Here is a 19,391-nt window from a genome sequence, read left to right on the forward strand (position 1 = left end):
CATGTGTAGTATTCGATTGTTGAAGTGGTTGCATAGTTTGTTCCTTATTTCTTACAGTCTGCATCTACATTTCCACAGGCTTTATTTGCAGGGAGTGCCACATCAATTTTTGCAGGATATGGCAAATCCAAATGTTTCATCAGTTCAATAAAATCTTCGCGAGTTTGCTTATGACCTAAGCGCGCATTGAATTCGCGTTCATGGCCAATGCTTGAGTGGGTGCGACCTTTATAATCATGCCCTGGATAAACCACGGTATCATCAGGCAAACTAAACAACTGGTTGTGAATGCTGTCGTATAAGGTTCCTGCATCACCTTCCTGAAAGTCAGTCCGTCCACATCCATCAATCAAGAGTGCATCACCTGTAAAGACCATGTTATCAACAACATAACTGGTACAAGCATTGGTATGCCCTGGTGTATAGCGTGCTTCAACTTCAATTGAACCGATGCGTAATAAACAGCCATCCGTGACTAAAATATCACCACATGGTACACCTGAATTACGATGTAACACCGCTTTAGAACCTGCACGTTCCTTTAATAGCTTCGCTCCAGTCACATGATCGGCATGTACATGTGTATCTAAGCTATATACCAAGCTCAACCCGTGCTGTTCAAGCAAGTCTAAATACGTCTCGATTTCTGATGCGACAGGGTCAATCAGAATGGCTTGTTTGGTATCCTCGCAAGCCAATAAATAAGTATAAGTAGAGCTTTCAGGTTCGAATAATTGTTTGAAAAGCATGGTCATGTTCCATTTCATTGTGCTTATATTGAATTTAGCAAAATTAATGCCAACTTTTAAGTAAAAATAATAATATTATATTTCAATATCTTATTTAAAATAATATTTTAAACTAAAAATATTGATGTTACATCTGAAATTTATTAAGATTATTTGAAACATTATTTGAAACATCAAAACTTATGAATCGTTTGTTTTTTGACTCGTTAGCATCTGCTCAGGCTTTTTTACAGCAGTTACAAAGTTTATTTCATCACGCGACTGTCTTTGTTTTAGATGAAAAACAAGTCATCTGGCAAACTCCAAATAAACATGACTTGCATCAGCAAGCACTATTGCAATATTTACACTTGCATCCAAGTGAAGATACCTCTCAGGAAAGCTATGTCGATCAGTTTAATAGTTTTTATATTAAGCATCCTGTTGAGATTGCAACTCAAATCTATAGCCTACATTTATTTCAGCCTTGCCCAAGTATTTGTACACCTGAAGCCACCACGCAGTTACAACCTTCTCAAGCAGAACTCCAGCTTGCTGAACGCTTTAACAGCCAAACCCCACAAATGTTTGCTATGTTTTCGATTATTCAACGCGTGGCTTCAACGCAGTTCCCAGTGTTAGTCCGTGGTGAATCTGGTAGTGGTAAAGAACTGGTCGCCCAAGCCATTCATGACTATAGCGAACGGCATAACCGCCCTTTCATCGCAGTTAACTGTGCCAGTTTAAATGCCAATATTTTAGAAAGTGAACTGTTTGGACATGTCAAAGGTGCTTTTACAGGAGCAATTCGTGACCATAAAGGCGTGTTTGAACGCGCTGCGGGCGGAACGCTGTTTTTAGATGAAGTGGCAGAAATTCCACTGGAGTTACAAGCCAAATTACTACGTGTCCTCGAAACAGGCGAATATACACAGCTTGGTGGTGAAAAGACTTTAAAAAGTGATGTTCGAATTATTGCCGCAACCCATCGTGCCTTGCGTGAAGAAGCGCGTTTAGGGCGTTTCCGTCAGGATTTGCTGTATCGGTTACGAGTCATTCCGATTTTTGTACCACCGCTACGGGAACGTAAAGCAGATATCCCTTTAATCATTAAAAAAATCTTGCAGGAAAACAGCCTACCGCAAGACCAAGCTGCACCGATGCTGACTCATCGTGCCATGCAAATCATGCTGCAATATGACTGGCCAGGAAATATCCGCGAACTAAAAAATACCCTACTTTATGCTTTAGCAATGTCACAAGGTCGAACTTATATTGATGTAAATGATTTGCCGTATGAAATTTCTAATGTTCAACATGGCGATACCCAAATCGCTGAACCGTTGTCGAATAAGAGCATTACAAAAGAATTACTAGCGCATTTGCTTGAGCAATATAACAAGGACTTACAAAAGGTTGCAGATGAGTTGAATATTAGCCGCACTACGCTGTGGCGTTATCGGAAGAAATGGGATATTTAAGTATGAATATAGCGTAATTTATGCTTTAATACGCGCAGTTTGAGATGAGCCTCATACAGTATATGACTTGATTCATATACGACTAGCCCCTAACCATGGGGCTTTTTATTGCCTGTCTTTTAAACTCTATGCTCTGAATAAAAATATCGGGCATTTAATTTGGTTCGATATCGTAAACCCAGTTTCGTGCTTGTTGGTCTGTCGTGGTTTCACAGACATAGTAATCATGATCCCACGAATCTTGATGGAAAATTTCCATTTTTCGGTAAGTGACTTGTTTGTTATTTTCGATACAAACAAAGCTTTCACCTTGGTCTTTTACACTTGAACCATTAAGAAAACCACCTATACAGAAAAATCTGGATTGTTTAGGCATTATTAAAAATTTCCAAAATTAAAAACTCCAACATTTTTGCATTATTTGTAAAACAAGAGATTGTATTATTTTTAACTTTTAAAAGAACCAAACTAAGAATTTTTTCTATTTTACGCAAGTTGACATCTAACATTTTAATTCTAAAAAAATAAGGGCTGAATTAATCAGCCCTTATCTTCACTCAATTAAATCTATTTTTCAATAAATTAGGTCAACTGAGCAGCAGCAATTTTCTTGGTATCTACTTTACCAGCAGCATCTGTATAATCTTCGATTTTGTCGAAGCTTAAATATTTATAGATGTTAGCAGACATGCTGTCAATTTGAGCAGCATATTCTTGGTACTCTGCTGGAGTTGGTAATTTACCAAGAACCGCAGCAACAGAAGCAAGTTCAGCAGAAGCTAAGTACACGTTCGCACCTTGACCCAAACGGTTCGGGAAGTTACGAGTAGATGTAGACACTACAGTTGTGTTTGGTGCTACGCGTGCTTGGTTACCCATACATAGTGAGCAGCCTGGCATTTCTGTACGTGCGCCAGCTTTACCATAAATGTTGTAGAAACCTTCTTCCATCAATTGGTGCTCGTCCATACGTGTTGGTGGAGCCAACCATAGGCGAGTAGACAATGAACCGCTTGGTACTTTGTCAAGCAACTGACCAGCTGCACGGAAGTGACCAATGTTTGTCATACAAGAACCAATGAACACTTCATCAATTTTCGCACCTTGAACGTCAGAAAGAAGTTTCGCATCATCTGGGTCGTTCGGGCAGCAAAGAACTGGTTCAGTAATTGTAGAAAGGTCGATTTCGTACACTTTAGTGTATTCAGCGTCAGCATCAGCTTTAAGAAGTGATGGGTTAGCCAACCATTTTTCCATGTTCTCAACACGGCGTGCAATTGTACGCGCATCGCCATAGCCTTGTGAAATCATCCACTTAAGCATTGTGATGTTTGAGCGTAGGTATTCAGCAACTTTCTCTTCAGAAAGAGTGATTGCACAGCCTGCAGCAGAGCGTTCAGCAGAAGCATCTGAAAGTTCAAATGCTTGCTCAACAGTCAGTTGAGTTTCCATTTCTGTTAAGTCGATTTCTAAGATACGACCAGAGAAGATGTTTTTCTTACCTTTCTTCTCTACAGTTAAGTCGCCTTCTTGAATCGCGCGGTAAGGAATTGCATGCACAAGGTCACGTAAAGTGATACCAGGTTGCATTTTACCTTTGAATTTCACAAGAATAGACTCTGGCATGTCAAGTGGCATAACACCAGTTGCAGCAGCAAACGCTACAAGACCAGAACCCGCTGGGAATGAAATACCAATTGGGAAACGAGTATGTGAGTCACCACCAGTACCTACGGTATCTGGAAGAAGCATACGGTTTAACCAAGAGTGAATAATACCGTCGCCTGGGCGTAAAGAAACACCACCACGGTTCATGATGAAATCAGGAAGCGAGTGTTGCATTTGTACGTCAACTGGTTTTGGATATGCAGCAGTGTGACAGAAAGACTGCATTACTAGGTCAGCAGAGAAGCCCAAGCAAGCCAAGTCTTTTAACTCGTCACGAGTCATAGGGCCAGTGGTATCTTGAGAACCCACAGTTGTCATTTTCGGTTCACAGTAAGTACCAGGAATTACACCTTGACCTTCTGGAAGACCACAAGCACGACCAACCATCTTCTGAGCTAAAGTAAAGCCTTTGCCAGTTGCAGCAGGTTGTACTGGAGTACGGAACAATGTAGATGGTGCAAGACCTAAAGCTTCACGCGCTTTAGTAGTCAAACCACGACCAACGATTAAGTTGATACGACCGCCTGCACGTACTTCGTCTAGAAGCACTGGAGTTTTAAGTTCAGATTCAGCGATTTGTTCGCCGTTTTTGAACGCAGTTACTTTAGCAGCAGCATGATCGATTTTAAGAGTAACTTCGTCACCCATGTTCATGTTAGAAACATCGATCTCTACTGGCAATGCGCCTGCATCTTCCATTGTGTTAAAGAAGATCGGAGCAATTTTACCACCTAAGCAGTAACCACCATCTTTTTTGTTTGGAATGTGCGCGATTTCGTCACCGAAGAACCAAAGTACTGAGTTAGTCGCAGACTTACGAGAAGAACCTGTACCAACAACATCACCCACGTAAGCAACTTGGTTGCCTTTCGCGATAAGTTCTTTGATTTGGCTTAATGGACCAACTTCACCTTGTTTCTCAGGGTTGATACCATCACGTTCGTTTTTAAGCATTGCATTTGCATGCAATGGAATGTCTGGACGGCTCCAAGCATCTTGCGCAGGTGACAAGTCATCTGTGTTGGTTTCGCCAGTCACTTTAAATACAGTGATTTTGATTTCTTCTGGAACATCTGGACGTGATGTGAACCATTCAGCATCAGCCCAAGATTGAAGAACTGCTTTCGCATTTTCGTTACCCGCTTTCGCTTTGTCAGCAACGTCATGGAATGCATCAAATACAAGAAGAGTTTTTTTCAATGCTTCAGCAGCTAAGCTTGATAATTCAGCATCTTCCAAAAGTTCAACTAAAGGCGCTACGTTGTAACCACCAAGCATAGTGCCTAGCAAGTAAACTGCACGTTCTTTAGATACCAGTGGAGAAGTCGCTTCACCTTTTGCAACCGCTGCCAAGAAAGCAGCTTTAACATAAGCGGCTTGGTCTACACCTGCTGGAACGCGATTTTCTAGTAAATCGACAAGGAATGCTTCTTCGCCTGCTGGTGGGGTTTTTAATAATTCGACTAATGCAGCAGTTTGAGCGTCATCAAGTGGCTTCGGTGGGACTCCGAGTGCGGCACGTTCTTCAACGTGTTGGCGGTAAGCTTCTAGCACAGTGTTATTCCTCTTTTTTAAAAAATCACTTATGAGTTCCTGCTTTTCCAAAAGCTTCATAAGTAATATGGACAGCAAAATTCTACTAAACTTCCTGTTAAAAGTTAATGCAGACAACCTATTAGTTTTTAATGGTCATTATTTCCTGACGAAATATATAGACAATTAATTACCTAAATATAGATTTTCTGCTTAACGCTTTATTTCTTTGGCAACCTCGATCATGTCATCCTTGCTAAATCACCAAAAAACATCAAGATATTGGCAGACTCTTTCTTTGATACCTATTCCACCTTAGTGGAAATAGATGACAAATTTACGAATTTTTCTGAATGAAATAAACAACTTAATGATAAAAATTATCATTATCCTGTTTAAATTCACTATTCAATAGAAAAATGATGATCATTACCATCACTTTTCCTCAAACTTTTTGTGCTATTTATTTTGAGCGACTTGCTTTAAACATTCCTGCTCACGCCCCTGACTAAACGCGTCTAGTGCTTTTTGGCGCTGATCACTGTTCGAGTAAACAGGTAGTTTGTACGCCTCTTTGATTAAAGACTCAAGATATTGTTGAGCATGTTGATCAGGGATTTTTTTCGCGTGTTCTAATGCATCAGCTTCTTTCACCCCTTGCTGACGATCAGTCATGATGTTAGCCGCCGCACTTGGAATGACTGAACAAAATTTTTGCCATGCTTCTTGAGGAGGCAATTGTTTAGGTTTACTGCAACCCACCAACACCATTGCTAACATCGCCAATAGCAAAATCTTCTTCATTCAATGCTCCAAAATTTAAAGTTAAAAGCGCCAGTTGTAAAATACATCGATTGCGCGTTCTAATGACTGGCTCGCTTCCAAGTATAAGCGTTTATTCATTTGATAACGCAAAGTTAACTTGTTGACGTTGGTAAATACACCAACACCATAACGCAAATACAGATCTGGGGTCAGATAACCTGTAACACTCACTTGAGTGTCATTGCCTGTACCTTCGGCATCTAGAGCCAAACCACTTAAACCAAAAGTTCGCCCAATCTGGTTAGTAAATGCTCGTGTCCCACCTAAGCCCAAACTAATCCCTGCTGCGGCAAGTGTATTGTTGACATCCGATTTAAAAGTCGTTGTCTGGTTTAAGCTGGTACTACCTTCATTGATTCGTCCCGAAAGCAACGCATTAAGTGCTTCTTGCTCAGACAAACCGCCATCATTATACACTTGAATATTTGGTGAAGATGCAGTTCCTGTAATATGCACCCCCACCGTTGTACCCGAAATATTTTTGGTCGTGTCAATATCTAATGTTGGGTTACCTACAGGGCCATTGAAACGAACAATGGCACGGTTTAAATCAAGCGTTTGCCCATACGGTTCAATCTTGACTTTTTGGCTAACGCCGATTGCCCCATTGGCACTCATCGCTGTTTCCAGACCGCGTTGGGTAAGGTATAAACGCCCCGCCAATGGAATACGACTATTAAAACCTTGGAAAATCACTTTACTTCCCAACTGCAAATCGACATCTGCCTGAATCTTCCAAGGTTTGGACTGGCGTAACACCTGTAGCGCATCTTGCCCAGCTTTGAGAACACGGACATCAGAAGAAACATTGACCACGTTGGCACTCGATTCTGGCATGTTCACCAAAGCACGTGGAATTTCGATATTACCTTTAACATTCAAGTTTTTCTGAAGCGGTAACATATCGACAGCCATGTTGGTATTAATCACAGCTGTAACCAACGGCGCTTGACGAACCAACAGGTTATTACCTTGTAAGTTCAAATGTACTCTTGGCTCACCTGCCCAGTCCACCTGCCCATCAATTTTCCCAACACCCTTACCACTATTAAATCCACCTTGAATAGAGGCATGGTTTTGTTGAATTGCCGAGTAAAGTTGCAGATTGTGAATATTAACAGGGATAGAAACCAAACTAAGCGCACCATCTTTTAGGCGAAGATCTCCTGCCAACAATGGCTTAGTCAAGGTTCCACTGACTTTTCCTGCAAATGCCAGCGTACCACTAATCGAACGAATATCCTGTACAAATGGCTTTAAAAACTTCAGGTCGACACGGTCAAATGCAATTTCGCCTTGCATCGGCAATGCATCGTTGTAAGGATTAATTACGACATTGGCATAGCCTGTACCAATATTTTCAGTTTTAACATCTAAGCGTAGCAATAAACCTTGTGTCACACTTTTGGCAATCAAACTCAGTTGCTGATAACTGGTTGTTGTTGCAGGATCATCAGGATCATCTGCAGTGACGCCAATTTGACCATTTTTTGTGATGAGTTTTGCATCAATATTGGGATGCTTGCCTTGTGCCCAAGCGGCTTTGGCATATCCATTTAGTTGCCCTGTCATCGCTAAACCATCTGGCATAAACGCAGAAAAATCATTTAAGTTCAAATTGCTTGCGACAAAAGAGACATTACCTGAATTTGGAGTCACTTGAATAGGCTGATCAAAACACAACTGGCTTTGCTTACTCGACCAACAATGCTGCCCAATATATAGTTGCTGAGTGGCACTGCGATAAATGACATTGGCATTTTGTTGTTGGGTCAGTATTGCGCGAACTGAGTCAAATACCCCTCTTTGAATCTGTCCTGTCCAGTCATTATTGGGGTTAAAGCCACCCGCCAATTGCACATAAAATTTAGAATAATTATTCCAGCCTTGCACTTGCAGTACATGTGCCTTTCGCGTTCCTGCAAGGGTCACAGCACCATATTGAATCTGACGGTTGCCACGGCGTAAATTGGTCATTTCAGCTTTAAGCATGCTTGGTGTCGTTTCTGAAGTAGGCAGCTCACCTCGCACCCGTAGCTTTTGAACACTCAGCAAATCTTTAAAGGCGAAGTTGTCTACGGCAAGATTTGCGGTTGCTTTCAAATGTGGACGAGTCTGCATGTCCAAATAACCATACGCCCGACCACGCAAGCCTGAATAAATCGCATATAAGGCAGGTGCATTCACTTGAAGATGCAAGTTTTGAGCATTACCCGTTGCCTGCACTTGGTTGCCCGCATAAGCTAAAAATAAGTTGTTGGCTTCAAACTGCTGTGGCACCAATCCTTTCTGGTTGCTATTGATTACAACCGCCAAATTTCCTTTACCACGTACAACTTGACGGTTAATCATCCCTGCCAAGTTTAATTGTTGAATACTGATACGTTTTAAAGCATCCGACCACAAGCCTTCTGTTTTAACCACACCAGAAATTTCACCATTCAGGCTACTAACAAAATACTGCGGTTTAAAATGTACCAGTGCGGCATTAATTTTCCATGCAATACCATTTTTCAGGCTGACTAGACCATCCGCTAAAATTTTACCTGCAGCACCATCATGACTTAGACGAGAAATTTTAATAAAATCAGATGTTCCCGACAGATCTAATTGTAAAATTCCTGCACTATTTGGCACACGGCTTGACTGTAACGCACCATTGTAACGAACTGCATAACCTTTTAAACCGCCACCTGCTTTTTCATCATTGAGGATGACTGCAACTGTTGAAGTTCCTGTCAGATGAACCGTATCATGTACCTGATCTGCTAACTGCCCAATTAGGTCAACACCTTTAAATTCAATAATTTGCTGATTTTTATTAGCATAACCATTGGCATTTAACTGACCATTTAACAAATTCACAGGTGCAACAGCAACAACACTTTGTGGGTTAAAGTTTTTGGCAGCCACAACTGCATTCCATTTGAACTGACGTTTGGACGTAGGAAGCTGCAATACAGCATGCCCAGTCAAACCGCCTTCTGGGGTCACATATTTAAATTCAGGAATATTCAAGTCCTGATTTTTAAAGTTCAGTTTGGCCTGATATTTCCCCGTAGGCAGCAAGCCTTGTTCGTGTTTGGTGACTTGCGTTGCCACCTGAATATTTTCTTGCCCTTTTTGTACAGTTACATCAACCTGACCTGACGGGCTATTCAACCAGCCTATATAGGGCATACCACGATTAATGTTTTGCCAAGCTAGATTGATCAACATCGGTTGGGCTTTTTTGTCTTTTGACGGTGCCTGATCGAGTTTTAATTTCCATGTTTCATATTTGTCAAAACTGACCGATGCTGTCGTATGCAGACCTTTTTCCAATGTTCCAGCAGATGCAAGATTTCCATCCAGATTTGGCGGTAGAAAATTGCGAATATTCGTAGGCAACAATTTATCTTTTGGCTGCATGCCCTGCATACGCCCTTGTGCCTCCCAACGCACGACATGCTGCCAGCTCACCAGCCCTGTAGCATGAACATTACCCTGCATCACCTGACCATTGAACTTACTAATATTTAACTGATGCAAATAATCAGTAAACATTTCAACTTGGTAATTACCTTCAGGAAGATCTTTACCACGCAAGTCAGTCTTGACATGAATATTCATTCCAGAGACATTACCATCAACTTTGGCAACCCCTGCTTTTGACCAAAGTTTTTCCCCTGTCAAAATCGGCCAGTCGTAATTTTTTAAATTCAACTGTCCCCACATCGGCACGTATGCATGTAAAGGCTGAATAATCATACGTGCTGACAGTAGATCTGGGGTATGTGTTGCTGCCCCCGCTGTAATGGTATCCAGCGTACCACCTGCATGCACGGTAATGTCATGAATGTTTAAAGCACGTAATGCTGGAATATTGAGTTTACCTGTTGCTTGCAACGGGTATTTCTGTTCAAACTTCATTTGCCCCGAAGCTTGTTTCACAGACAAATAACCCATATTGAAACTAGAATCTTTAAACTTCAGTTCAGTGCCAGACCACAATGCTTTATGTAGTTGAATATCATAAAAATTGACAACGGTCTTTCTAACCCGAATCTGTAAATGATCAAGTGTTGCTGCATCTAAACGCAAGGTAAATGGCAACTTGATTTGGTTGAACTTGAAAGGTTGATTGCCTGGTGGTCTTTGATCAATAATTTCTAATGATTCAACTTCAGCATGACTAAAATGCAGCTCTTTTTCTACAATTGCCCGCCAGCCAATGACCACTTTGGCACGTTTAACCTTAACCTCAATCCCATTAATATTAATGTCCATTTTACGCAGGGTTAAACCTTTGAGAAAGTTCCCCCCTTCGTATTCGTAGCGAATCATTTTCTGACTTTGCAAAACCCGATCCAGTAAAAACTGGCTACCGCGATCGGTGGAAAACATGACTGCCAATACCACAACCAAGAGCAATAGAATTCCCAAAAAACTTAGGGCAACAGTGCGCAAAATATGACGTTTAGGTTGGGCAGCTAAAATTTCTGGTTGCTGTTGTTGTTCAGTCATGTGAATTGAAAAGCCTTATTGTAATTGTGGACCAATAAAGAAATGTAACCGAATTGGATGATTTGGATCAGAAAGTCCAGAAGCCACATCTAGACGAATTGGGCCAATCGGCGATTGCCAGCGAATTCCAAGACCCACACTATATGCGGCTGAATTTGAAAAACTCTTGTCATAGGCATTCCCCACATCAGAGAAAATCGCAGCACGCCAGCCGTCTTTAAATTGATAGTTATACTCTAAAGATCCTACAGCCAGTGCCTGCCCCCCGATCTTGTAACCATTTTTAGTTGGAGAGAGACTTTTGTAGTCAAAACCACGAACGCTTTGATCCCCACCAGCAAAGAAACGTAGGTTATAAGGCACATTAGCAAAATCATCAGTAAAAATGTAGCCTAAATGCAAACCACCTACGAACTGGTGATCATAATTTTGCCCTATAGAATAAATAAAATTCCAGTCTGCATTGGCAATTGCCATATTGGCATCGGAAACAACTGACTTTGAACCTAACTGAATTTTATAGGTTTGCTTAAAACCTTTACTTGGATTCACAGGATTATTACTGTCAGTACGAGAAATTTGATAACCAAACAATAAAGCCTGTTGCTGCGCATTCGACCCTGGCTGCAAGAAAGCATCCGGGACATTAGCGCTGTTCACTTGCCCAATCTGATGAATCTGATCGAGACGGTAGCGGAAACCGTAGATTTGCTGCCAGTTCCCAAGCGGGTTTTTAATGAGATGCTCTGCACCCATCACGGCAGATTCTGTAGTCAGGCTCATGCCTGGTCCCACACCATTAAACTTCTCACGCTCATAGCCACCCACTAAACTAAAATAGTCATTTAACGGGTCTTTATTGGGAATACTGTAACGGGTATCGATTGCCTGACGGATTTGTGACACTTCCATATTGGCATCAAAAGAGTGCCCTGAACTGTTCACAATCCCACGGCGATATTGAGCACGGATACGTGGGCCTGTATCGGTTCCCCAACCAGCCCCTAGCTCAGCACTATTCAGTTTATCTGTATTTAAAGTCACAATCACAGGTACTTTTTTCTCTGCACGCGCCTGATCCTGCAACTGCTCTTTTTCAGATTTTTGCTGAACTTGCTGAGACTGGCTTTGCAAAACTTCATCTGATGCGTTTTGACCTGTACCCGCGAACTGGTTTTCATCTACGACGTTTTGTGTGACTTCTTTATTGGAATATTTGGCACGTTTTATCGTGCTATCTTGAGACTGTTGAACTGCTTCCACTTCTTGCAGTTTTTGTTCATCAACCAGCTTCTGAATATCAGGTGCCAACTCTAGCTGTTTCACAATCGGATTAGGTTTAATGGTGTCAACCAGACTCCAGTTAAAATAACGGGAATTGGTTAAATTATTCGCAAGAGTATTAACACGCCAAAAGGCATAATCATCCCCTTCTTTCCACGGCACCATACTCTGTAATACTTTGAGTTTGAGTGGTAATGGTTTCGATGGATCACTCATGCGAAACTCGACATTCGCGACCTTATAACGCTCACCAGTTTCATAACGCAAATTAATATCTGCTTTATTGTCTGGCAATTGCACCTTCACATCATGCAAACGCCAGTAGGCATCAAAGAAACCATTTTCACTGGCAGCATCATTAATACGGTTTTTGGTCTGTTCATATAAACCATGGTTGAAAATACTGCCAACATCCAGATCTGGAATTAAACGAATGACCTGAAATTGTGGGTTATTTTGCCCTGCTCCAGAAAATTCAATATTCTGCGTTTCAACTTTTACAGGTTCATTTGGCGTAACCTGAACGGTTAGATGATCCGTGCCTGTTTTGCTGAATTTAAACTTGGCATTGTAATATCCCACTGCCTGAGCTGCTTGATTTGCCATCGCTCGAAGTTGGGGCAATGCCGAGTTGTAATCTGCATAAGCTTCTGTGGTAAAAGTTGCCAGTTTATTTTTTATATTATCCTGCAAAGCCTTAGGTGCATCGGTTACAGTGACTGAAATCTTGGGAGTAGTGACCGCATTTACATCTTTCTTTGGTTTGATTTTAGCAATCACTTTTTGCAAAAAACCTTTTGGTTTTTGCTGTTCAGTCGCATGAGTCAGTTCAAAAGCACTCTCATTCTCAGCATTTTTATTGGTAGTTTCAGCAGCCACTGTCGTGTTTTGATCAGTCTGAATCTGATGCATCAGTGCATCAACATTTATAGGTGACTGTTGTAGTTCATTCACTTGCTGCGCAGTTTGTGCAATCGGCTGGCTTGAGATTACAGGAGTTGACGAAGTCGAACGAGTGGCTTGTGCTTCTTTCTTGGCTTGTTCCGCTTCACGTTCAATTTCATTTGCCATAGAAGTATCAACACTACTTACAGGCATTTGATCTAGATCATCAAAACTGATGGGCTTAAAATCAGTTAAATTCTGATTTTGTTGCTGCTGTTGCAGCATCTGCATGCTGTCTTCTGTGGCATCACTGGTTGTTGTGCTAATATTACTACTGTTCGTTATAGTATTTGCATTACTTGTATTGGTCGTGATTTCTTCGGCCCAAGCATAATGCTGGCAAAAACCATACAGTAAACTCACACACACAACTTTATGAATCTGATTTATTTTTAAAATTGTTTGTAAGTTTTCGACCAAGATTGTTTTTTGAAATCGTGTGCGAACATGCATAAAAACAACAACCACTGTGACTTTATAAAGATCAATTTTTACTTAAGCAGTTTTACTGCCGAGCTCTGTTGTATCATACATGATTTTATTTATGAGATACTCTCTACTAACAATTCTCCATTAAATTAGAGTGCAGAATGCATGGAAAAAACACAAAACCTGCTTGCTTCACGTCGTTTTCTACCGATGTTTCTCACCCAGTTCTTTGGAGCATTAAATGACAATGTTTACAAGCAATCGCTCTTATTGGTTATTACCTATGGTTTGATTCAACATAGCTCAGGCAATATCAGCACCTTAAATAATCTGGCTGCTTTACTATTTATTTCTCCCTATTTTGTATTTTCAGCAACAGCTGGACAAATTGCAGACAAATTTGAACGAGCTCAACTGGTTCGTGGTATTAAAATATTAGAAATCATTATTATGTCGATTGGCAGTGCTGGCTTTATGCTCGGTCAAATCTGGCTATTGTTGCTGGCACTGTTTTTGATGGGAGTACATTCGACTTTTTTTGGCCCAATCAAATACGCAATTTTACCCGAAATTCTGCATGCCAATGAACTGATGTCAGGCAATGCCTTGTTCCAGACAGGAACATCTCTTGCCATTTTATTTGGCATGATCTTAGGTGGTGCAGTCATTTCCATTTCTCATGAAACATTGATTTGGGTATGCTTAACTATATTGATTATTGCTATTTTGGGTTATATCTCTAGCCGCTTTATTTTGACCCAGCGCGTCAGTGCTTCCGAATTAAAAATTGATTGGAATTTTTTTCGTACCAGTTGGCAAACGATTCAATATGCCAAAGATATTAAAATTATATTTCTCATTTTAATGGGAAATTCATGGTACTGGTTTTATGGTGCATCTTACCTGACTCAAATTCCTGAACTGACCCACAAGTATTTATATGCCTCAGAAAACGTCGTGAGCTTATTACTGACATTCTTTTCGGTAGGAATTGGCGTTGGCTCGTTGCTGTGCCGTAAAATCGGCGGTGCAGAAGTCAATATTAAAATGGTGCCTGTAGGAGCCATTGGGCTGACTGTTTTTGCTTTTTATTTGGCATGGGCAATGTATCAATTGCCAGTGCATCACACGCTATTCAATATTCAGGACATTTTTTCGCACGGCTTAGCCTATTATCATGTCATGCTGGCGATTATTTTACTTGGAATTAGTGGCGGTTTTTATATTGTGCCCCTCTATGCCATGATGCAAGTCTATTCACCTGTATCACACCGCGCTCGTGTAGTGGCTGCTAACAATATTTTTAATGCAATTTTTATGGTCGCTTCAGCCATTTTTTCAATTTTAATTTTGAGTGTATTCCAACTCGACATGCAAATTTTATTCTGCATGACTGCTGTATTTAGTGCTATCTTCTGCACTGGCTTACTATTGAAATTAAAACCATTATTAAATGGTATAAACAATGCTTTAGAGGATTAAGTTATGCGCCATTATTCAGGTATTGATCGTCTTATTCAGTCCTTTGATCAGGGTTTACGCAGTTTAGTCCCTGGAGCAACCGCTGCTCACCGCAACAATCCAGCACAAACAAACCCAGCGCCACTTTCAGTGAGTGAAGCGCGCCATGTCGCGGGCTTAATGCGTGTCAATCATAGTGGTGAAGTCTGTGCTCAAGCGCTGTATCATGGGCAAGCTCTAACTGCAAAATTACCCAATGTGCGTCGCGAAATGGAACAGGCCGCGATTGAAGAACAAGACCATTTGGCATGGTGTGAAGACCGCCTAAAAGAATTGGATAGTGTTCCTAGTATTTTAAATCCTGTGTGGTATGGACTGTCATTTGCGATGGGTGCAGCAGCAGGTGTTGCAGGTGACAAATACAGCCTTGGTTTTGTGGCTGAAACTGAACGTCAAGTCAGCCTGCATTTAACAGATCATCTCAATCAGTTACCACAGCAAGATGAGCGTTCACGTAAAATTTTAGAACAAATGAATGAAGATGAACTGCATCATCGCGATACTGCGTTACATGCAGGCGGCGTTGATTTGCCACTTCCTGTACGCATTACCATGACTGCAATTTCTAAGCTCATGACCAAAACCAGTTATTACATTTAATATAAAAACTGTAGTTTATAGTCAATAAAAAGCCAAGTTGTTACTTGGCTTTTTTAGCTTTAAGATGCAGCAACTGCACAGTCGATAAACTCCAGTGGCAACCTGATTTTCGGATAATTCACCGTTTCAGTATAGCTAAAATCATCACTAGCAATCAGCTCATACATTGGAATTTTCACATCGGGCGCAAATGGCATTTTGTTCTGATTGAGCTGTAATTCAGAAAGTTGCTTGCCCCATGCGATCAAATCAATATCCAATGAGATTTTATGCGAAGGTCGCACTCGCCCTGCATGCTGTTCCAAGTCCTTTAGCAAATCCTGCAGATCCTGACTCGATAAATGGCAACGTAGTACACAGGCACAATTTAAGTAGTCTTCTCCAACTCCATCTCGACATGGAATTTGGTAGACATGTGACAATTCAAGTGACCCCAAACAAGCCAATTGTTGAATTGCCCAGGTTAAATGTTGCTTGGGCTGAAAATTACTCGCTAGAGCGAGAGCAAAAATCGTGTCGTTGGCGTTCAAGACGAATTCCTACTGAATTAGCTTGCGCGATAATCGCAGGCTTACGAATAGTGAGTGTAATCGTTTGAATACCTTCAAACTCATGAAATAGGCGCTGCATCACCAACTGCGCTGCATGTTCAATCAATTTTGGCTGAGCAGCCTGAATCACTTCAGCACTCAGTTCACAAATTTTCGCATAATTAATCGTGTCATTCAGTTCATCAGACTGCGCTGCTTGTGACAAATCATGTTGAATGATTAAATCCAGCATCAATGGCTGATGAATTTGTCTTTCCCAAGCAAAGCAACCGACTACGGTATCCACTTTTAGCCCTTCAATAATGATGGCATCCATACATCTTTCCCAGCATTAATGTTTTAGCAATGGCACATCAGCTTCTTGAACCATTTTCAGGCGCTGATCGGCATAAATATCGACATATGGTGCAAGTACACGCATAAACCGATCAAAATATAGCATTTGCTTAAACAATAAAGCAAAATCTCGTGGGAAATGAATGCCGTGGCGTTCACCAATTGCAACTATATCGAGCATAATATCATTTAAGTCGGCTGGGCTACTTGAAAGGATTTTTTGTGGATCAGTCAAAATCACACCACTAAACAAACGCTCAATATCTTTGGCAAGTACGGCAGTATCGACCGAAGTTTTGGTCATCCCCATTTTTAGCATACTTTCTGCCATGGCATGATAATTGGTATGCTGCAAGGCATCCATAAATGCCATGCAGGCTGTCCAGACTTCAGGATTCAACTGACCAACGATTCCAAAATCAATAAAGCCCACACGACCATCTTCGAGCAACATCAAGTTACCCGCATGTAAGTCAGCATGAAAACTCTTACACATCATGAGGCTACCAAACCATGTATTCATGGCAGTAATCAATACTTGTGATGGATCTTTGGCATAATGTTTGACCACATCAAAATCAGTCAGTGGCACACCATACAAGCGTTGCATGGTCAGCACACGACGCGTTGAATACTGATGATAAACTTTAGGTGCAGTTGCTGCCCGATTCTGTGTTACATTTAAATATTCAACAAAATCATCAATATTTTGCGCTTCTTCAATAAAATCAACTTCTCGCACCATCCGCATTTTAATTTCTTCAACAATATCGGCTAAAGACGCGAATTTGACTTTGGGAACCACTTTTTCCAAGACTTTTGTTGCCCAGTGCAAGACATTTAAATCTGTATACAAAATGGTTTCGACACCTGGCTTCTGTACCTTAATGACCACATCTTCACCGCTGACCAGTTTGGCAGCATGGACTTGGGCAATAGATGCAGAAGCCAGTGGAATTTCTTCAATTGAAGCAAAAATATCATGCAGATTTCGATCTGCAAATTCTTGTTGCAAAACATCTTCAATATAACTAAAGGGAAGTTTTGACGTCTGATCCAAACAGCCCTGAAACTCTTCTACAAATTCACGTGGAAACAATGAAGGCGTACTGGCAATAAACTGTCCGAGTTTAATATAAGTCGAACCCAGCTCTTCAAAGGTTTCCCGCATCAGCTTGGCATTGCTTGGTTTTGCGGTGGCATACTTATAGCCCGCTTTTGCCGCCACAACTGCGGTTTCCCCCATACGCGCGACAGAACGTAAACTATCAACCAAAATATTTTTTTTCATAAGCAGTTCATGCCAATTCAAATCTAGGGCTAGTGTAGCAAAAAAAACTTTCTGTCATGCAGTTCTTGCCTGACAGTTTGGGCAATTTATATCTTTTTCAAATTTAACAATACGTTGCTGCATCGTTAAACCGTTCCAAAGGAGTAGTTTTTGTTTCAGTGGAGTTAAATTCAAACCCAAATATAACAAAGCATGATGCGCTTGCAAGCTCGCCATCACATTCGGCGTAGTTGCCAACACTCCCGAGCTAGCACAGCGTAGACTTTCGTCCTGACTCTCTGCTTTAGGGAAAATACATTCGTAGCAAGCTGAATCTGCTGTGACCATAAACAGTTGCCCTTCATAGGCAATCGCCGATGCGCTAATGAATGACACAGCCAACTGAGTACAAACCTGATTCACCAAATAACGCGTGGCAAATTGATCACAACCATCGAGCACCAAATCTTGCGATGCAATAAAATCTACTGCGTTATTTTCGGTGAGGCGGATATTGTGAGCTTCAACCTGAATATGTGGATTAATTTGTTTTAAACGCTTTGCCAGTGTTTCTGCTTTATAAAAACCAATATCTTGAGGTTGAAATGCCACTTGGCGCTGTAAATTACTGGTTTCAATCTGATCAGCATCCAGAATTGTCAGCTTACCCACTCCTGCCCGTGCAAGCAGTTCTGCAGTCAAACAGCCCAGCCCGCCAGCCCCGATCAGTAACACATTGGCAAGTTTGAGTTTTTCCTGAGCATCAATATCCCAACCGTCTAGTAAGATTTGTCGGCTATAAAAATGCATTTCATCGTCACTGAGCTGTTGCCAGATTTCGGTTTGCTGATCCATCATTAGAAATGACCCAATTTATCTTGCTGAAAACTGAGGGCTAAGTTTAGCCTGTTTAACCCCCAAAACTCACCTACCTCTCTCAAAAAAACCAAGCAGTTAATGTAATTTTCCCATCAAAATAAACCTCTATACCGTAATTTCCCTGTGTATGTTTTACTTTTATTCATGCAAGAAACAGTGTAAAACAGCAATTTAAGTCATTGGATTTCAGTGGTTATGTCGTTTCATCTCTGGTTATCTTTCTTTGCTGCATGCTGGGTGATTAGTTTATTTCCTGGCGCGGGTGCAATTGCATCTATGAGCAATGGTTTAAGTCACGGCTTTTTACGCGGACTTTGGAATATTCTGGGTTTGCAACTGGCACTACTGCTGCAGATTTTGATTGTCGCAACAGGTTTGGGTATGTTGCTTAACACCTTTCCTGTGATTTTTCTTGCAGTGAAATGGCTTGGGGTTTTATATCTAATTTACTTGGCATATATACAGTGGAAAGCACCTGTTAACCGCATTGCTATTCACAAAGATCAGCAGCAGTTTTCAGGGTCAATGGCAATATTTAAAGGATTTCTGATCAACATTAGCAATCCCAAAGCCATTGTATTCTTTTTGGCAATTTTTCCGCAGTTTATTGACCCTAAAGCACCTCAGTTCAAACAATATATGATTATGGCACTAACCATGATTCCAATTGATGTGATCGTGATGTTAGGTTATACAGGTTTAGCATCTAAGGCTTCAAGCGTGTTTCAATCTTATAAAAAGTTAAAAATCGTAAATCGTTTTTTTGCTTCCATGTATGGAGTTGCTGCCATGCTTTTAAGTTTGGTTCGACAAAAAATCTAAATCTGATGGAAAT

14 protein-coding genes are annotated in these 19,391 nt (G+C 41.0%); 4 read left to right on the forward strand and 10 right to left on the reverse strand.

Annotated features, from left to right (window positions below):
* Positions 1-44: 44 nt before the first annotated feature.
* The gene (locus tag E0H77_RS00215) at positions 45-749 is read right to left on the reverse strand and encodes an MBL fold metallo-hydrolase (RefSeq protein ID WP_004901156.1); all 705 of its coding nucleotides are present in this window, start codon (positions 747-749) and stop codon (positions 45-47) included.
* Between the two features lie 182 nt (positions 750-931).
* Here E0H77_RS00215 and E0H77_RS00220 point away from each other — a divergent pair, with 182 nt between their 5' ends.
* Positions 932-2,209, forward strand: coding sequence for a sigma-54 interaction domain-containing protein (locus E0H77_RS00220; RefSeq protein WP_131374022.1), 1,278 nt, complete (start codon positions 932-934; stop codon positions 2,207-2,209).
* Positions 2,210-2,363: 154 nt separating this feature from the next.
* On the opposite strand, the gene E0H77_RS00225 is transcribed toward E0H77_RS00220, so the two are convergent.
* The 5 genes from E0H77_RS00225 to E0H77_RS00245 all read right to left on the reverse strand — a co-directional run bounded on the left by E0H77_RS00225 (position 2,364) and on the right by E0H77_RS00245 (position 13,423).
* Positions 2,364-2,585 carry a hypothetical protein gene (locus tag E0H77_RS00225; RefSeq protein WP_131374024.1) on the reverse strand — a complete coding sequence of 74 codons (222 nt, stop codon included), beginning with the start codon at positions 2,583-2,585 and terminating at the stop codon, positions 2,364-2,366.
* A gap of 206 nt (positions 2,586-2,791) precedes the next feature.
* A complete protein-coding gene (locus E0H77_RS00230) occupies positions 2,792-5,431 on the reverse strand; it encodes a bifunctional aconitate hydratase 2/2-methylisocitrate dehydratase (RefSeq protein WP_131374026.1) in 2,640 nt (879 codons plus the stop codon).
* A gap of 438 nt (positions 5,432-5,869) precedes the next feature.
* Positions 5,870-6,214 carry a hypothetical protein gene (locus E0H77_RS00235; protein WP_131374028.1) on the reverse strand — a complete coding sequence of 115 codons (345 nt, stop codon included), beginning with the start codon at positions 6,212-6,214 and terminating at the stop codon, positions 5,870-5,872.
* A gap of 21 nt (positions 6,215-6,235) precedes the next feature.
* Positions 6,236-10,741, reverse strand: a complete 4,506-nt coding sequence (locus E0H77_RS00240; protein ID WP_131374030.1) for a translocation/assembly module TamB domain-containing protein — start codon at positions 10,739-10,741, stop codon at positions 6,236-6,238.
* Positions 10,742-10,756: 15 nt separating this feature from the next.
* The gene (locus E0H77_RS00245) at positions 10,757-13,423 is read right to left on the reverse strand and encodes an autotransporter assembly complex protein TamA (RefSeq protein WP_131374032.1); all 2,667 of its coding nucleotides are present in this window, start codon (positions 13,421-13,423) and stop codon (positions 10,757-10,759) included.
* 141 nt (positions 13,424-13,564) lie between these two features.
* Between E0H77_RS00245 and E0H77_RS00250 the strand changes: the two genes are divergently transcribed.
* On the forward strand, positions 13,565-14,881 hold the full coding sequence (locus E0H77_RS00250; RefSeq protein ID WP_131374034.1) for an MFS transporter: 1,317 nt from the start codon (positions 13,565-13,567) through the stop codon (positions 14,879-14,881).
* A 3-nt stretch (positions 14,882-14,884) separates the two neighbouring features.
* A complete protein-coding gene (coq7, locus tag E0H77_RS00255) occupies positions 14,885-15,520 on the forward strand; it encodes a 2-polyprenyl-3-methyl-6-methoxy-1,4-benzoquinone monooxygenase (protein WP_116726248.1) in 636 nt (211 codons plus the stop codon).
* 59 nt (positions 15,521-15,579) lie between these two features.
* Here the strand turns inward: coq7 and E0H77_RS00260 are convergent, their stop codons facing one another.
* Genes E0H77_RS00260 through E0H77_RS00275 form a run of 4 tightly spaced genes read right to left on the reverse strand, consistent with a single transcriptional unit; the run spans position 15,580 to position 18,532 of the window.
* Complete coding sequence (locus E0H77_RS00260; RefSeq protein ID WP_131374036.1) at positions 15,580-16,050, reverse strand: 2-amino-4-hydroxy-6-hydroxymethyldihydropteridine diphosphokinase; 471 nt, start codon at positions 16,048-16,050, stop codon at positions 15,580-15,582.
* Complete coding sequence (gene folB, locus E0H77_RS00265; protein WP_131374038.1) at positions 16,007-16,387, reverse strand: dihydroneopterin aldolase; 381 nt, start codon at positions 16,385-16,387, stop codon at positions 16,007-16,009. Before folB ends, E0H77_RS00260 begins: the two co-directional genes overlap by 44 nt.
* Positions 16,388-16,402: 15 nt before the next feature.
* Entirely contained in the window at positions 16,403-17,698 is a 1,296-nt protein-coding gene (locus tag E0H77_RS00270) for an ABC1 kinase family protein (protein ID WP_131374040.1), read from the reverse strand.
* Positions 17,699-17,752: 54 nt separating this feature from the next.
* Positions 17,753-18,532, reverse strand: a complete 780-nt coding sequence (locus tag E0H77_RS00275) for a HesA/MoeB/ThiF family protein (RefSeq protein WP_416240496.1) — start codon at positions 18,530-18,532, stop codon at positions 17,753-17,755.
* 219 nt (positions 18,533-18,751) lie between these two features.
* On the opposite strand from E0H77_RS00275, the gene E0H77_RS00280 reads away from it, so the two are divergent.
* Positions 18,752-19,378 carry a LysE family transporter gene (locus E0H77_RS00280; RefSeq protein WP_131374045.1) on the forward strand — a complete coding sequence of 209 codons (627 nt, stop codon included), beginning with the start codon at positions 18,752-18,754 and terminating at the stop codon, positions 19,376-19,378.
* Positions 19,379-19,391 lie beyond the last annotated feature (13 nt).

Source organism: Acinetobacter brisouioides (genome assembly GCF_004331075.1).
GTDB lineage: Bacteria > Pseudomonadota > Gammaproteobacteria > Pseudomonadales > Moraxellaceae > Acinetobacter.

Excerpts from the sequence above, each read along its gene's own strand:
- E0H77_RS00215 (WP_004901156.1), bottom strand. The coding sequence starts at position 749 with ATGCTTTTCAAACAATTATTCGAACCTGAAAGCTCTACTTATACTTAT.
- E0H77_RS00220 (WP_131374022.1), top strand. The coding sequence starts at position 932 with ATGAATCGTTTGTTTTTTGACTCGTTAGCATCTGCTCAGGCTTTTTTA.
- E0H77_RS00225 (WP_131374024.1), bottom strand. The coding sequence starts at position 2,585 with ATGCCTAAACAATCCAGATTTTTCTGTATAGGTGGTTTTCTTAATGGT.
- E0H77_RS00235 (WP_131374028.1), bottom strand. The coding sequence starts at position 6,214 with ATGAAGAAGATTTTGCTATTGGCGATGTTAGCAATGGTGTTGGTGGGT.
- E0H77_RS00240 (WP_131374030.1), bottom strand. The coding sequence starts at position 10,741 with ATGACTGAACAACAACAGCAACCAGAAATTTTAGCTGCCCAACCTAAA.
- E0H77_RS00245 (WP_131374032.1), bottom strand. The coding sequence starts at position 13,423 with ATGCATGTTCGCACACGATTTCAAAAAACAATCTTGGTCGAAAACTTA.
- E0H77_RS00250 (WP_131374034.1), top strand. The coding sequence starts at position 13,565 with ATGGAAAAAACACAAAACCTGCTTGCTTCACGTCGTTTTCTACCGATG.
- coq7 (WP_116726248.1), top strand. The coding sequence starts at position 14,885 with ATGCGCCATTATTCAGGTATTGATCGTCTTATTCAGTCCTTTGATCAG.
- folB (WP_131374038.1), bottom strand. The coding sequence starts at position 16,387 with ATGGATGCCATCATTATTGAAGGGCTAAAAGTGGATACCGTAGTCGGT.
- E0H77_RS00270 (WP_131374040.1), bottom strand. The coding sequence starts at position 17,698 with ATGAAAAAAAATATTTTGGTTGATAGTTTACGTTCTGTCGCGCGTATG.
- E0H77_RS00275 (WP_416240496.1), bottom strand. The coding sequence starts at position 18,532 with ATGGATCAGCAAACCGAAATCTGGCAACAGCTCAGTGACGATGAAATG.
- E0H77_RS00280 (WP_131374045.1), top strand. The coding sequence starts at position 18,752 with ATGTCGTTTCATCTCTGGTTATCTTTCTTTGCTGCATGCTGGGTGATT.